Source organism: Paenibacillus sp. CAU 1782, from assembly GCF_054551715.1.
Genome location: NZ_JBTOLL010000001.1, coordinates 445,498 through 460,720, shown reverse-complemented (window position 1 = coordinate 460,720; position 15,223 = coordinate 445,498). Strand labels below are relative to the sequence as shown.

The following is a 15,223-nucleotide window of genomic DNA, read 5'->3' as shown; positions in this document are numbered from 1 at the left end:
GGCCTGTATGAAAAGACCATGGCGATACTTTTGCCTGGCTCTGCTTATGCTGCAGCTTGCGGGTTGTTCAGCGGCAGGCGGTGACGCGAGCGAAGGCGCGGAAGCCGGGAATCGCCTCCCCGTCGCGTCTGCGGAGGCATCGCCAACACTGCCGGAGCAAACAACAGACGCGCCCGCAACGCCAGCGACCGATGAATCAGCGGCAGCATCGGCGGTACCAACTGAATCGGCTGCTCCTATTGCGGCAGAACCGGCAGGCGAACAAACAAATGCAGCGCCGCTTTATGCCATGACGGAGACATACCGGTTTGCGCCTCTTCAGAAAGACACGCCATCCCAAGTTGTGCTGCTCACCTTCGATGACGGTCCAAAGGATGAAGCCGTGTTAACCAAACTGCTTGATGTGCTCGACAGCCACGGGGCAAAAGCGATATTTTTTGTGAACGGCTATAGAGTTAAACAAAATCCGGAGCTGCTGAAGCTGATCCATGAACGGGGACAAGCAATTGGCAACCATTCGTATGACCATATTAATTTGAAAAAAGAAAATCTTGAAACCGTCCAGAAGCAAATCGGCGAGGTTCAAACCATGGTGGAGGATTTGATCGGCGTTAAGCCGCTGTTTTTCAGACCGCCATACGGCTCAGGCAGCGATGAGGTCCGGGAAACGGCAAAAAACCATGGCATGCTGTACATGACATGGTCTAACGGCTCCTTGGACTGGGACAGCTCCGCTAAAAACAAACCCGAGGTTGTTGTCGCTAACGTGCTCGACCAGCTCCATCCCGGCGCCAATATTTTGATGCACGAGCTTTCCTGGACGGCGGATGCCCTGGACACTCTTTTGACGGAACTGGAGGATCGGGATTATGGCTTTATCGATCCTGCGGATATTGAAACAGCCGCCAAATAGTGCCGCTACTGAGTAAATTTGTTGCCGTACCAGAACAGGAAGACAACAAGAGCAACAAACAATACGAAAAGCAGATTAAAATACCATTTGTAAAGTTTGTTGATGCTCGACGGAAACTTTTTGCGGCGAGGCGGCAGCTTGACCTGCTCCGCCCCGTCCGTCCGGTCGTCTTGCAAGGACGGCGGCATCGGCCGGCGCCCCTTTGCGGAGCGGCTATGTCTTTCTTTCCTGCTCATGGCTCCCTCCTGAAGCGAATAATGAGTCCCATTACAAAGTCGATGGCGAAATGAGCGATGATAGGCGCCCAGATCGACCCGCTTTGAATATAAATCCAGCCTAATCCATAGCTAATGGAAAAAACAAGGCCGGTAGGTATCCAGTGTCTCAAATAGCGGACATGAATTGCGGCAAAAATGATGCTTGTCCAATAAGGGCCGAACGCATGCTGTACGGCGCCGCGGAACAACAGCTCTTCGCAGATCGCCACAACGAGTGAAATCAGGGCGATGTGCCAGACGGGCCGAAGGCGGAATATGCGTTCATTGACGCCTCCGTCATCGGAGACTTCATCCGGCACCCAGCGGGAAATAAGCAAATCTACGGCGACAACGGCGGCCGCTAATCCCAGTCCCCACCAGACAATGTTCAGCGCGGAAGGGATCGACAGCAAATGAATTATATTTTGACGCTGAAATAATATCCACACGATACCGATAATAAGAGTAAGTCCCTGTGTCGCGTATAAGTTAATAAGTAGCATACGGTCATCAATTTCGTCAACATTGACCTTCCGAACCCGTATTTTGCGCAAATCGAACTTTTTCATTGTTTCCCGCCTGTCTGGAATTTTTGTCTTTATACCTATTTACATACATACGAAGGAGAATAACATGGAAAAACGATTGACTACCACAGCAATGATGTTTAGCGTTGGATTTGTGTGCATGCTGGTGTTTGCAGTAGGTGCGTTCTTCTACGGCGTGCAAATCGGCATGGACAAGGGTGAAGCCAAGTATAATCCTGAAAGCGGGAATGCTGAAAACTCGGCAACCTCAGGTTTGCCTTATCAGCAGCAAGACCTTGTGTCCTTCTATCATACTGTATTTTCGCCTTATCGTGAATTTCAAAGCCAGTGGCTTGACGCGATGACCAAGCTGTCGCAGGGTCAAAACATAGATGCGGCCTCCACCTTCTCCAGTCTGGCTAAACTTGCGGATCAAAAAGCGGCCGATGCCAGCGCCTTCGATATGGGCAAATCCGAGCTGCTGGGCACTGCGCAAATTGGTTATGCGCGAAGCCTGAAGCTCTTTAAGGAAGCTGCCTCGAAAGCGGCGTCGGCCTCCAAAAACGCGGAAATGACGGAGCTGCGCAATATTATACTTGAAGAAAGCAACTACAAGGCCGCAGCCAAGGAAGCGCTGAATGCCCAGGTTGCTTATTATACCGCTATGCAGAAATGGGCCGCAAGCATCGATCCCAACATACCGGATGAATACACGGTCAAAAACGCTCTGGCTCTGAAAGATTGGAGCGCTCAGCCGCTCCTTATTAAAAACGTCATCGTGGTCAACTATCTGTCGGAGCGCGGCGAACTTCAAGGCTTCTACCCGCAGGACCTGACAGGACGCGTCGACGACTTTATTCAATCGGGACAAGCTGCCAAAATGAAGCTGCAGACAGCAGGCGCCATCGTGGATTTGCTGCTCTCCACAGATGCGGTCCGTACCGGTCAATTTAATGATTACAAAGCACGTTTCTATCAATCCGAGATGCTGCCACTGCTCCCCTTCTTTCTGCCTGAACAAGGCTGACGGAGGGTGTTCAAAAAATCGACTTTCCATTAGGACAGTCTCAGGATGTTGCTTGAATCATAACGAAATTTTCACAAATGAGCAAGTTTGAGGATTGCATTTCTCCGCTGTCATGCATTAAAATAATAAAGTGACATGACTTCGTGGATTGAACTCTCGAACCGCTGCGCCACAACGGAGCGGGGAGAGGGTTTTTCTTTTCATAACCGCGCAAGGAATAAGGACTTGCCAAACTAGGAGGACTGTGTAGCATGTACAAAGTGTTAGTATCCGACCCCATAAGCGATCTGGGCATCCAGCAGCTTGTGGAAGCAACTGATGTCATCGTGGACAAAAAAACAGGTCTGAGCGAGGACGAGCTAATCGCCATTATCGGTGAATACGACGCTCTTCTGGTTCGCAGCCAGACTCGCGTCACCGCCAAAGTGATGGAAGCCGGCAAAGCTCTGAAGGTCGTTGGACGCGCCGGTGTTGGCGTCGACAATATCGATCTGGATGCCGCTACACAACGAGGCATTATCGTCATCAACGCACCGGACGGCAATACGATTACAACTTGCGAGCATGCATTTGCCATGATGATGGCGCTTGCCCGCCACATTCCGCAAGCTTACATGAAAACAGTAAACGGCACGTGGGACCGCAAGTCCTTCCTGGGTGTTGAACTTCGCGGCAAAACGCTGGGCGTTCTCGGCATGGGCCGGATCGGAAGCGAAGTGGCAAAACGCGCCAAAGCTTTTGGCATGAGCATCATGGGCTATGATCCATTCCTGACGGAAGAACGGGCCGAGAAGCTTGGCGTCAAGCTTTCGACGGTTGAAGAAATTGTTCGCGGAGCCGACTTTATTACCGTGCATACTCCGCTTACGCCTGAAACGCGCCATATGATCGGAAAAGCGCAGTTCAGCATTATGAAACCCGGCATGCGCATCGTCAACTGCGCCCGCGGCGGCGTTGTGGACGAGCTTGCCCTGGTGGAAGCGATCGATGAAGGCATTGTGGCAGGCGCTGCATTTGACGTGTTCGAGGTTGAACCTCCCGTTGCCGACCATCCGTTCCTTACTCATCCTAAAATCATCGTAACGCCTCATCTTGGCGCTTCTACTGTTGAAGCTCAAGAAAACGTAGCAATCGACGTTTCGGAGCAAGTGCTTCACATTTTGCGCGACGAGCCGTTTGTCAATGCGGTCAACATGCCTCCGATTCCGGCAAACCTGCAAAACACGCTTCAGCCATACTTCTCGCTGGGCGAAAAGCTGGGCAGCTTCATTGCGCAATCGACAGAAGGCGGCGTGCAAGAGATTTCCATCAGCTACTCCGGCGAGCTTGCCGATGTGGATACTCAGCCGCTTACGCGTTACATTGTGCGAGGCGTATTGTCGCATCACCTTGGCTCGGAGCAGGTCAATGTCGTTAACTCCATGCATCTGGCCAAAATCCGCGATGTAAACATTGTGGTGAAAAAGTCCCTGACATCCAAGGACTTTACAAACCTGGTTACCGTTTCTCTTCGCACAAAACAAGAAGAGCATGTTGTAGCAGGCACGCTGCTTACCGGCTATGGCCCACGTATCGTGCTAATCGACAACTATCCTGTCGACGTTACGCCTGAAGGCAACCTTGTTCTGATTTCGCATAATGACAAACCGGGCATTATCGGCCGTGTGGGTACATTGCTTGGCACAAACGATGTCAACATCGCAACCATGCAGGTTGGTCGCCAACTGGAAGGCGGCTCCGCCATCATGGTACTGCGTGTAGACAAAGGCGCTCCAAAGGATGTGCTGGATCAGTTGACCAGCCTGCCTGAGCTGAAAACGGCCAAAGAGATCATTTTGAACTAAGAGCCGTTTTGCCCGGAATGTTTCACGAACAACAAGATTTTAGTGGTTGATTCAACAAAAAGCGTGCCATGCGGCACGCTTTTTTTGTCGGTCTTATGGGTAAGCGGTCGCTTTCGCGACGACTCGGCCATAATTCCTTTCTATTTTTGCTTAATAGGTGATGTTATTTCTTACTTGACGGGAGTGCTCGGCTACTATTGTCTTGCCCTTCTACCGGGAGCAGGATCGTAAACGTTGTACCGACGTTTAGGACGCTTTCAACGGCGATTCTCCCCTGATGAAGATCAATCAGATTTTTGACAATCGCCAGTCCCAGCCCCGTCCCGCCGGAAGCGCCGCGTGTTCTTGCCTTATCCGCTTTATAAAAGCGTTCAAAAATGAATGGCACATCCTCTGCCGGAATGCCTTGCCCCTCATCCTTGATCTCCAGTTGAATATATGGCAAGCCATTAACTTCAACAGCAGCTCCCTTAATCAAAATACTTTTGCCCGATGGAGTATGACGCAAAGCGTTATCCAGCAAATTGGTCAGCACCTGCTCCAATCGGTCCTCATCCCCTTGCTCCACCACAAGCGTTGCATCGGGAATATCCATCATAAGCATAACGCCCCGTTCCTTAGCATAAACGCCAAACTTGCGGTGAACGCGGCGTACCATATTGCTAAGATCAATACGCTGGTAATTCATATCGACGTGACCGGCTTCCATTCTTGCGACATCCAGAAAATCGTTTACCAGCCGCCCCATCCGAAGCGATTCGTCATAGATGACCTGCACGAGCTCCTTCCGCTCTTCCGGAGAAGCCACAATTTCATCCAGCAGCGCTTCGCTATAGCCTTGAAGCATAGATAACGGAGTCCTGATCTCATGGGATACATTCGCTACGAAGTCGCGGCGCAGCTTGTCCAGCCGATGCTCCTCCGTCACGTTGCGGATAACGGCAACGGCTCCCCTTATAACGCCGCCGGATTGCAATGGCGCCATCACGACGGACCATACGCTGCTGTGCACATGAATTTTGTCCATCGCATCATGGCCTTCGGTCATGACTGTATGAAAAACATCCCGGAGCGGCATCGGCACCTTGGCAAATGGCATATTCGACTTTTTGCGGGGGACTTCAAGCCAGCCGCCCTCCAGCGACGACCACTGGGTGATCAGCAGATGTCCGCTTGGGTTAGTCAAAATGACCTCCCCTTCCGCATTAAAGGTAATGACGGAATCTCCCATACTGCGCAAAATGCTCGCCAGATGGTTTTTTTCATGATTCAAATCGTGAATCAGCTTGTCGATCTGCTCCGTCATATGGTTGAACGTTTTTGCCAATTGCCCGATTTCGTCACGCGAACGAATCTGTACCCGAGTGCTGTAATCGCCCTGCGAAATGGAGTCAGCGGCATCCTTTAGCTGGATCAGCGGACGCTGCAAGTTGCGCGACAAAAAAAAGGCAAAAAATGTCGATAAGCAAAACCCGATAACCGCAGTAACAATAAACAGCAGTTTAATATCCTGGGTATTTTCATGAAACCAAATGTCGATGTATTGCAGCAGGAAAAAACCCAATATCAGCAAAACAAACGCAACCAGCAGCATAATGGTCGCCCAAAGCTTACCGACTACGCTGTACCACAGCATCCGGGCCAGCCGATCCCACAACTTCATTTATTTAGGCACCTCAAGCTTGTAGCCGACGCCCCAAACGGTCGTAATCATGGATGCCGCTTCAGGCGAAACCTTGTTCAACTTTTCACGTAGGCGCTTGACATGTGTATCAACCGTACGCAAATCGCCGAAGAATTCATAGTTCCATACATCCTTCAGCAAATCTTCGCGCGAAAACACCTTGTCCGGCGAAACGGCCAAATAATGCAGCAGCTCGTATTCCTTAGGCGTCAGGCTGACCTCATGGCCCCCTGCCGTAACGCGGTGAGCATCATGCTCAATAATAAGATGAGGAAACACGATATTGCTGCTTGTTTTGGCTTCATTCGTAAGAAAAGCGGTGGCTGACGATCTACGCAAGATCGCTTTTACCCGGTAAATCACTTCCCTCGGGCTAAACGGCTTGATGACGTAATCGTCTGCGCCTACTTCAAAACCTTGAACCCGGTTCATCTCTTCGCCTTTGGCAGTCAGCATAACAACCGGAGTAGACTTGATCTGGCGCAGGCGAGAGCATACCTCCACGCCATCGATGCCAGGCAGCATCACATCTAGCAGAATAAGGGCATAGTCCGTGTTGGACGCCAGCTTCAGCGCCCGTTCTCCGTCTTCTGCCTCATCAATTAGATAACCTTCTTTTTCCAAATACATTTTGAGCAGACGACGAATACGTTCCTCATCATCTACTACCAGAATACGGTTGTTATAATCAGACAATTGGGAGCAGCTCCTCTCAGTAAAAAAAACTCTATTCTTCCAGGGCGTGTCTGGAAACTCGCTCAAGGCCATCGATCACCGCCTTTTCGCCCCCTGCTGCGTAACTTTTTCTTGACTTACCCCGGTAAGCCTTCCAAAAAGCGCCTTGCATGGAACAAAATTCGGCAATTTCCGCTCCCTGCGGAGTTTCCAGACACGCCCTAGTAATTCGTGTTCAAAAAGGTAATCAAAAGTGAACTTTTTGAACAACCTCTATTATACACCAGAGTAGGAGTGCAAGCCCGCAATAATTAGGTTCACGCCCACTAATGTAAACAATACAATGACAAACCCGATTACTGCAAGCCAGGAGGAACGAAGTCCTTGCCATCCGCGCGACAGCCTGAAGTGCAGATATGCGCTATAGAACAGCCAAGTAATCAAGGCCCATACCTCTTTGGGGTCCCAGCCCCAGAAGCGGCCCCAGGCGATTTCGGCCCAAATCATCGCAAAGATGAGCGCGCCTAACGTAAAGATCGGAAATCCGATTGCAATCGCCCGGTAGCTGATTTCATCCAAATCTTCAGGGTCGATGCCCTCCAATGCGGGATGGATAACAGCGCCAAGCGGCTTGCGGAAAATCAGACGAAGCAGACCATATAACAGCGAACCTGCAATAATTGACCAGAGAACGGTATTGAATTTGCGTCCTGCATTAACGCCGTTCATCCAGGATGGAGCTTCAAACAGCGACTCCTTTACGCCAAGAAAAGAATCGGCATAATCCACGCTGCTGTTATACGGTTTAACGATAGGCGGCAAGGTGTAATGCACCGTTTCCTGCACGATGGAATCAACGCCTTTGGCGTCGATCACAACCTTTTCCTGCGTAAACTGGGCTTCATAACCCATTCCGCGGAAGACAAACACCGCTACGATAAAGCCAATAACAACCATAATTGAATAGAGACAGAACTCCACCCAAAACTGCGAACGGCGGCCCGCCTTGGAGCGATCCTTAAAGTCGATAACCCTGAGCAGATACATCAATCCTGCTGCAAAACCGACGGCAAAAAAGGCTTCGCCAAGCGCCGCAAACGTCACATGGATTTTCAGCCAGATCGATTTTAATGCCGGTATCAGCGGCTGCACCTCTTGAGGAAACACCGATGCGTACGCCACGATAATAATCGTTAGCGGCAGCGCAAACATGCCAAGCAGCGGCTTGCGGTACAGAAAAAAGATTACAGTGTACGCCATCATAATGGCCATGCCCAGAAACGTCAGAAATTCGTACATGTTGCTGGTCGGAATTTGTCCGCTGCCAATCCAGCGCGTAACAAAAAACACGATATGCGCGCCAAGGCCGGCGCTGGAGGAGAAAAACGCAATGCGGCTCCACTTGCGTTCATGCTCGACCGGATCTCTGTTGCTCCATTTTCTGCCCGCAATCGCAATGACATACAGCATAAAAGCAATGCAATACAGGAAAAATGCCGCTATAAACGCATCGCTGCTGAAATCCACTAGATTCACGCGTTGTTCCCCCCGTTATCAAGTCGCTTTGGTTCGACTTCAATCCCCGTCTTTTTTAAAGCCGCGGCAATTTCGGCTCTCAGCCCGAAAAAGTTCTTGTTGCTGTGAGCGCCAAGCGAAAGCTTGCCTTCGTCGATTCGCAGCCAAATTCTGCGATGCTGCCAATAGGTGCCCATTACAAGCCCCACCATGGAAATAATGCCGCCAATCCATAGAAAGGACAAAGCCTTGTCCATTCTAACGTTAAGAAAGGTAGTCGCTTCCGAAAAATCAACGTTTTCCATTCCATCCACTCGGATTTCGATCCTGTCCGCCAAAGCCCGATTTATGCTGTCTTGGGCAAACCGGACCTTATCCTTCTGCATTGGAAAATACATATATGGTTCGCCTTCCGGCTTCAGGCCGGGTCCTTTGACCGTAAATACAAAAGCCGGCGCGTTAGGATCACGGGACAGTGTCGTCGGTTTTCCTTCGCTGTCGAGGGCAAACTCCATGTAATTGGCGTAAAGCTCCAATGTAAACGGTCCCAGCTTATGGACGGGCTCGGAATCCTTCATCGGCAAATCGAACGGACCGTAAATCTCTCCGGTGGTTTTGTCCACCAGCACGGGATGGACGGCATTTAACCTCGGCGTAAGATTAAAATCAAATTGAAACAATTTAAGTCCTTTATACTGCAGAGGGGAGTTGACGGCAATATCGTGCCTCTTTACCTCCTCCAGTTCCGGACTTTTGAGGGGATCGCCGCAATCTTGCACGCATTGATACAAAACAGCCTTGGTTTCGAAATTTTTTGGCCTTGGCTTGCCCTTTAGCGAATCCGGCAGTTCGTCGTCGCTATAAAAATCCACCGTAAACTTTTCGCTTTTAACATAATAATTCGTTCCCTGGATTTCTACCGTATCCCCGTCCGGCACCGTGACATAGGTATCCATCTGCCAGCCCGGAATACTGCGTGCGAGAATGGCAAGCAGAAACAGGATAAGGCCGATATGGTTGATGTAAGGTCCCCATCTGCTAAAGCGGTTTTTCTCCGCCAGCATCGCGGTTCCGGATTCATCACTATGTATGTTGTATCCCTTGCGTTTCAGCTGCGCAGCGAATTGCGCCACCCATTCACCAGCATTGCCATCAACATCGCCCCGGTATACGGTCTTCTGGCGATGAAGAAATTGGTGATGCTTGCGGATCTGCTGCTTGCTGAGCGCCCGGTAAAGAGGCAGCACCCGGTCCAGGCTGCATATGACGAGTGAAGTGCCGATCATAACCAGCAAGCCGATGAACCACCAGCTTTCGTACGTCCGCGACAGCCCCAGCGCATAATAGATTTTGCCTGGAAGTCCATGGGTCTGCTCATAATACAGCCATGGCTCGAAATTATTGATAAAGGTATTTTCCTGGGGGTAGATCGTACCCAGCATCGCCGTCAAAAAGGTGATGACAATCAAATAGATCGCAATTTTGACCGAAGAGAAAAAATTCCACACCTTGTCAATGATTGAGGGATTGGTTTTTTGCGAACGCCGCGCAACCCCGTCGTACCTCATTTCCAGAGGCGTATCGGATTTCTGAAGATCTTCCAGCAGCGGTTTTCCGCATGATTCGCACAGCACGGTGCCTACGGCGTTTTGATGACCGCACTCGCATTTAGTATTCTCCGGAACAAGCAAGCCATAACCCCCTACAGCTGGAGCAAACGCTGCACGCGTTTCTCAATATCCTCTTCGCTCATGCCGCCAACAACAGCCTCCATCAGCTTGCCGTCTGGCTGAATGAAAAAGGTGGTCGGATAGGAACGAAGTCCGTAGCTGCGTTCCGTCTTTCGCCCGATATCGCGCAAAATGTGATAATCCAATTGGAAGCGCTTGACGAAATTTTGCACAGTAAGCGTGTCCTCGCTCAAATTAATCGCGAGAACCGTAAGCCCTTTATCCTGCCACTTCTGATATTGCCTCTGAAATTCCGGCATTTCCCTGACGCAAGGCTCGCAAAAACTGCCCCAGAAATTGACAATCACCGGTTTGCCCTCATAATCCGACAGCTGAAACACGTTGCCGTCAAGATCCGCAAGCGCAAAGGCGGGCGGCTTGTCTCCCGGGCTTAGCTGCCCATTATCGTTTTTGGCGAACAGGGTTGTCCCGATTGCATAGCCGCCTATGACAAATACCGCAATCAAAATAATGATTTGGATTCTTCTTCGGGATTTCCCCATTATCTCACCACCGTTATTTCATTATAACGAAAAGCAGACGGCAAAAACTGCCGCCGCCAAATGCTATTTGTGAACATTATGTGTCTTACTTGCGGCGGAAATAAGTCCTTGAACCTCTTGAGGCGTCAAATGACGATATTTTCCGCGTCCCAGCCCTTGCAAACCGACATCTCCGAACTTAATCCGTTTCAGCCGCACTACCTTATGCCCGATCGCTTCAAACATACGTCTGACTTGGCGATTGCGTCCTTCGTAGATCGTGATGGAAATTGTAGCTTCCTTGTCATCCGAAGCCACATCGTGGTACTCTACCTCGGCGGGAGCCGTCATGCCATCCTCCAGCTGAATGCCTCTTTGAAGCTGCTCCAGCGCTGTGCCGTGCGGCACGCCTTTAACCGTCGCATGGTACGTTTTCGGAACGTGATGCTTGGGATGAGTGAGCAGGTTGGCAAACTCGCCGTCGTTGGTAAGCAGCAGCAGCCCTTCCGTATCATAATCCAGCCGGCCTACAGGATAAACCCGCTCCTTGATGCCCGGCAGGTAATCGGTTACGATTTTCCGACCCTTGGGATCACTGGCGCTTGTTATCACGCCTTTTACTTTGTTCATCATCAGATAAAGTTTTTTTTCGCCTTTGATTGGCTTGCCGTTAACGGTGATGACATCCGCCGCAGGATCAGCCTTTACGCCAAGCGTCGTCACCTTTTCGCCGTTGACTTCGACAACGCCGGACAGAATGAGCTCCTCGCATTTGCGTCTCGAAGCAATCCCGGCTTGCGCCAATATTTTTTGTAAACGTTCCAATGCTTTCACCTCACTCTCCATCATACCGATTGGAGGGCCAAAGCACAAGCTATATAAGTTTTACTCCAGAAACAAGCGGTAGCCCAATTTAACGGAACAAATAGAGACAAACGGCGATTGCGGCAAAAAATCCGACCAGATCGGAAAACAGGCCGACCTTCAGCGCATATCTTGTCCGGCGTACAGCAACCGCGCCAAAATAAACCGTTAACACGTACAGTGTTGTATCCGTGCTTCCCTGAATAGTAGAAGCGATTCGGCCGATCATGGAGTCTGGCCCGTATGTACTGATCAAATCTGCCGTAAAAGCAAGCGAACCCGCACCCGTCAACGGCCTGAGCACGGCAAGCGGCAATACCTCGCTGGGAATGCCCAGCCAATCAAAAAACGGACGGACAGCCGACAGCATCAGTTCCATAGCGCCCGACGCCCGGAACATACTGATGGCTACCATCATGCCCACCAGATGGGGAATGATTCCGATTGCGGTGCCAAAGCCGTCTTTGGCACCGTCCACAAATACTTCATATACCGGAATTTTGCGTCGCAGCATGGCGTACAAAGGAATAAACACGATAATGCCTGGAATCATCCATGCGGATAACGTCGAAAACAGCTCATACATTTCATCCACCTCCCGGCGGAGCTTTCAACCGACTTCTGTACCAGCGGTCCGCCATAATGGCAGCTGCGGTCGCTACGAAGGTTGCGGCAATCGTTGTGCCGATGATTTCGGCCGGATTGGCGGAATTATAATTCATGCGGATTGCAATAAGCGTTGTTGGCACTAGCGTGATGCTGGATGTATTCAGGGCAAGCAGCGTACACATCGCCGCCGTCGCCGTCTCCTTGTGCGGATTCAGCTTCTGCAGCTCCTGCATCGCTTTGATGCCCATCGGAGTTGCGGCATTGCCAAGGCCAAACAGGTTGGCGCTCAGGTTGCTCATAATATACCCCATGGCGGGATGATCCTTAGGAACATCGGGAAACAGCCAGCGAACAGCAGGCCCAAGCATAGCGGCAAGCTTTTTGAGCAATCCCGCTTGTTCGGCGATGGACATCATGCCCTGCCAAAACACCATAATGCTAATCAGTCCAAAGCTTACGGTCACGCCTGATTTGGCTCCATCAAAAGCAGCGGCGGTTACGTCATCCATTTTCCCCGTAAACGCCGCCACCACTACGCTTGCCACGATAAAAAAAAGCCATATCCAGTTTACCATCCTCCACAATCCTCCCCCGGAAAAACCCGCCTCCGCTTCTCCCTGGCGAAGGCATGGCTTGGCAACATTTCCGCTATGCGGATCCCTTGGCCTTTATAACTAATCGCCGCCCGCTGACATCAAGGGACTGTCCGGATCATAGACCGGAACTTTGCCGATGGGATTGCCGTTTAAATAAAACAGCAATCTGCCGCGTTCGCCCAGTTCATACCGCTCCCCGGCTGCGGGAATCAGCTCCAGCTTGCTTTGAACCCCTGCTCCTTCGCCTTCTTCCAATGGATAAAGAAAGGTTTGGCCAGCTACTTGAGCAACCCCTTCAATGGATTGGCCCTTTTCAGCGAGTGTCTGAAGCGGATAATTGCTGAACCCCCAGTCCAGCAATTGCTGATGATCTTTCCAGTCGTCCCCGTCGTTGATCGTCACGGCTGCAAGCCTTTGCCCGTTGCGGGTAGCCGAGCTAACAAGACAACGAAGCGCCTTTTTGGTGTAGCCCGTTTTTACGCCGTCCGCTCCTTCGTACATAGCAAGCATTTTGTTTTTATTCAACCAGCGGTAGCTCCACTTCTCGTGAGGGTTCGGCACATCTTTGACGCGAGTGCTCACAATTGCCGCAAAGTCTTTGTTTTTAAGACCATAGGCCGCCATCCGCGCAAGATCGTTCGCCGAGGAATAATGCCCCTCTTCATCTAGTCCGTGCGGGTTGCGGAATTGCGTATGTGTCAAGCCCAGCATGGCCGCCTTTTCATTCATAAGATGGACAAATCCTTCTTCCGAGCCTCCTACATGTTCCGCAATAGCAGTGGCCGCGTCGTTGCCGGAGCGAAGCATTAGGCCGTAGAGCATATTGGATAAACTCATCTCTTCGCCTAGCTGAAGATAAATCGAGGAGCCTTCCTTTCCGACAGCTCGTTTCCCCGTCTTTACCATGTCGTCCAAATGACCATGTTCTATGGCCACGATAGCAGTCATAATTTTGGTTAAGCTGGCTATCCTCATTGGCGTATCGCCGTTGCTGCTATAAAGCAGCCGCCCCGATTCTACATCGACTAATGCAGCACCTTTAGCGTTTGTGCCGATTGAAGGCGCTGCGGAGGCTCCGCCCGGCGCCAATCCCGCCAGCAGCGCCAATACGGCCAGCACGGCTCCAAGCCTTGTCCAAAATCTGTATAACCCGGTTGTCATTCTAAGCTGGCTCCTTCCGGTGTTGGTTCAAGTTGATTGATGCAATCTAATGTAGTATATGCCTGTACATCGCTCAATAGACGAGCTATGGAGCCGAAAATGATGGATACGCAAAAAACCTCCCGTCGCTTACGCGCGGGAGGCCGGATTGCCGCTGGAAAGCCTTGCGCCTTCCCCTCGGCCATCTGAGCTATTGCAACATTTACATATGCCCGTCCACGATTGTTGTTGTCGTGGATTCCACAAAGTCGCCGGAGCTGTTGCGCCGCATCATGTTTTGCAGCTTGTCAAATACTTGAGGGGCGGAATCGATGACGCGTTCCATCAGATGAGTCTGATTGTCCAGCGGCACGACTTTAACGCCCGTTGCCCCAACAACCAAAAAGGCGATCGGCGTAATGGATACGCCGCCGCCGCTGCCGCCGCCAAACGGCAAAGAAACCGAAGCGTTGTGAGCGTCGTCTTTTGCCGCATCATGCTTGTCTCCGCCATTATCCATCCGGATATCGCTGCCGCCTGCCACAAAACCAAAGCCTACCTTGGAGATAGGCATAATAACGCTGCCGTCCGGCGTTTGTACCGGATCGCCAACAATTGTATTGACGTCAACCATTTCTTTAATGTTTTCCATTGCGGTTTGCATTAAGCCTTGAATAGGATGTTCTGCCATAGCTTGACGCCTCCTTTCCATTTCTTCATGCGAATGAACAGCTGCAGTCCGGCAAGAATAGCATAACCGAAGCGGATTTGAGCTATGCACGACCACTCCGTTGTAAAAGCAGGGCGGTCATAAACGGGATCGACCTTCAATTCCGGATGTGATTTAAGTCTGACTACCTGCGACAGCAGGCCGATCGCGCTCGTCTTAATCGACCATACAAGCCCAGTAGCCATAGCCGTCCACATGGCATCTCCCGTTCCAACGGATGTAGACCATTGCCAGCGATGCACATCGACACGCTCCAACGCGTGTTTTACCACTCCGGTAAAGTCTCTCGTCATTTCCAGCAGCTGCTTCCACTTGTCGATCATTCGCACGACTCGTTCTGCGTCAATCTCATCATTTTGCTTGTGAGAGTCGCTTTGTCCTGCGCTGCTTGTGGAAATGTGCTCCTTCAACTGAAGCGATTTGCCCGTAAAACGAACAAAAGGCACTTTCACTCGGTATTTAATCAGCCCGTACAGCAGCTTCACGGTGAATTGGGCATCATCCTTATTGCCGCTTCGCCTATAATATCCGTCGATTACGATCGGCGAAGACAACAGCACAACCAGCGCAAGGACAAAAAAAAGGCCGCCGGTCATTATCCAACCATAGGGAGCGTCAAACACGTTTGTG

16 protein-coding genes are annotated in these 15,223 nt (G+C 50.9%); 3 read left to right on the top strand and 13 right to left on the bottom strand.

The window, feature by feature from the left end:
• The first annotated feature begins 7 nt into the window (after positions 1-7).
• Positions 8-913, top strand: coding sequence for a polysaccharide deacetylase family protein (locus ACX93W_RS02360; protein WP_459390712.1), 906 nt, complete (start codon positions 8-10; stop codon positions 911-913).
• 5 nt (positions 914-918) lie between these two features.
• Here the strand turns inward: ACX93W_RS02360 and ACX93W_RS02355 are convergent, their stop codons facing one another.
• Positions 919-1,149, bottom strand: coding sequence for a hypothetical protein (locus ACX93W_RS02355; protein ID WP_459390711.1), 231 nt, complete (start codon positions 1,147-1,149; stop codon positions 919-921).
• Positions 1,146-1,739, bottom strand: a complete 594-nt coding sequence (locus tag ACX93W_RS02350) for a CPBP family intramembrane glutamic endopeptidase (protein ID WP_459390710.1) — start codon at positions 1,737-1,739, stop codon at positions 1,146-1,148. The genes ACX93W_RS02355 and ACX93W_RS02350 overlap by 4 nt, the downstream gene beginning before the upstream one ends.
• Positions 1,740-1,803: 64 nt before the next feature.
• Between ACX93W_RS02350 and ACX93W_RS02345 the strand changes: the two genes are divergently transcribed.
• Entirely contained in the window at positions 1,804-2,724 is a 921-nt protein-coding gene (locus ACX93W_RS02345) for a hypothetical protein (RefSeq protein ID WP_459390709.1), read from the top strand.
• Positions 2,725-2,975: 251 nt separating this feature from the next.
• Positions 2,976-4,568 (top strand): phosphoglycerate dehydrogenase, encoded by a 1,593-nt coding sequence (gene serA, locus ACX93W_RS02340; protein ID WP_459390708.1) that lies wholly within the window; start codon positions 2,976-2,978, stop codon positions 4,566-4,568.
• A gap of 163 nt (positions 4,569-4,731) precedes the next feature.
• Here the strand turns inward: serA and ACX93W_RS02335 are convergent, their stop codons facing one another.
• The 11 genes from ACX93W_RS02335 to ACX93W_RS02285 form a co-directional block, all read right to left on the bottom strand.
• The gene (locus ACX93W_RS02335; protein WP_459390707.1) at positions 4,732-6,231 is read right to left on the bottom strand and encodes a HAMP domain-containing sensor histidine kinase; all 1,500 of its coding nucleotides are present in this window, start codon (positions 6,229-6,231) and stop codon (positions 4,732-4,734) included.
• On the bottom strand, positions 6,232-6,948 hold the full coding sequence (locus ACX93W_RS02330) for a response regulator transcription factor (RefSeq protein ID WP_459390706.1): 717 nt from the start codon (positions 6,946-6,948) through the stop codon (positions 6,232-6,234).
• A gap of 255 nt (positions 6,949-7,203) precedes the next feature.
• On the bottom strand, positions 7,204-8,463 hold the full coding sequence (gene ccsA / locus ACX93W_RS02325) for a cytochrome c biogenesis protein CcsA (protein ID WP_459390705.1): 1,260 nt from the start codon (positions 8,461-8,463) through the stop codon (positions 7,204-7,206).
• Positions 8,460-10,133, bottom strand: a complete 1,674-nt coding sequence (resB, locus tag ACX93W_RS02320) for a cytochrome c biogenesis protein ResB (protein ID WP_459390704.1) — start codon at positions 10,131-10,133, stop codon at positions 8,460-8,462. Before resB ends, ccsA begins: the two co-directional genes overlap by 4 nt.
• 11 nt (positions 10,134-10,144) lie before the next feature.
• Positions 10,145-10,675, bottom strand: a complete 531-nt coding sequence (locus ACX93W_RS02315; RefSeq protein ID WP_459390703.1) for a redoxin domain-containing protein — start codon at positions 10,673-10,675, stop codon at positions 10,145-10,147.
• A gap of 63 nt (positions 10,676-10,738) precedes the next feature.
• Positions 10,739-11,479, bottom strand: a complete 741-nt coding sequence (locus ACX93W_RS02310) for a pseudouridine synthase (RefSeq protein ID WP_459390702.1) — start codon at positions 11,477-11,479, stop codon at positions 10,739-10,741.
• A gap of 88 nt (positions 11,480-11,567) precedes the next feature.
• A complete protein-coding gene (locus ACX93W_RS02305; protein WP_459390701.1) occupies positions 11,568-12,104 on the bottom strand; it encodes a spore maturation protein in 537 nt (178 codons plus the stop codon).
• 1 nt (position 12,105) lies between these two features.
• On the bottom strand, positions 12,106-12,702 hold the full coding sequence (locus tag ACX93W_RS02300) for a nucleoside recognition domain-containing protein (RefSeq protein WP_459390700.1): 597 nt from the start codon (positions 12,700-12,702) through the stop codon (positions 12,106-12,108).
• A 99-nt stretch (positions 12,703-12,801) separates the two neighbouring features.
• On the bottom strand, positions 12,802-13,884 hold the full coding sequence (locus tag ACX93W_RS02295) for a D-alanyl-D-alanine carboxypeptidase family protein (RefSeq protein WP_459390699.1): 1,083 nt from the start codon (positions 13,882-13,884) through the stop codon (positions 12,802-12,804).
• Positions 13,885-14,086: 202 nt separating this feature from the next.
• Positions 14,087-14,554, bottom strand: coding sequence for a GerW family sporulation protein (ytfJ, locus tag ACX93W_RS02290; protein WP_459390698.1), 468 nt, complete (start codon positions 14,552-14,554; stop codon positions 14,087-14,089).
• The gene (locus tag ACX93W_RS02285) at positions 14,527-15,216 is read right to left on the bottom strand and encodes a DUF2953 domain-containing protein (RefSeq protein ID WP_459390697.1); all 690 of its coding nucleotides are present in this window, start codon (positions 15,214-15,216) and stop codon (positions 14,527-14,529) included. Before ACX93W_RS02285 ends, ytfJ begins: the two co-directional genes overlap by 28 nt.
• Positions 15,217-15,223 lie beyond the last annotated feature (7 nt).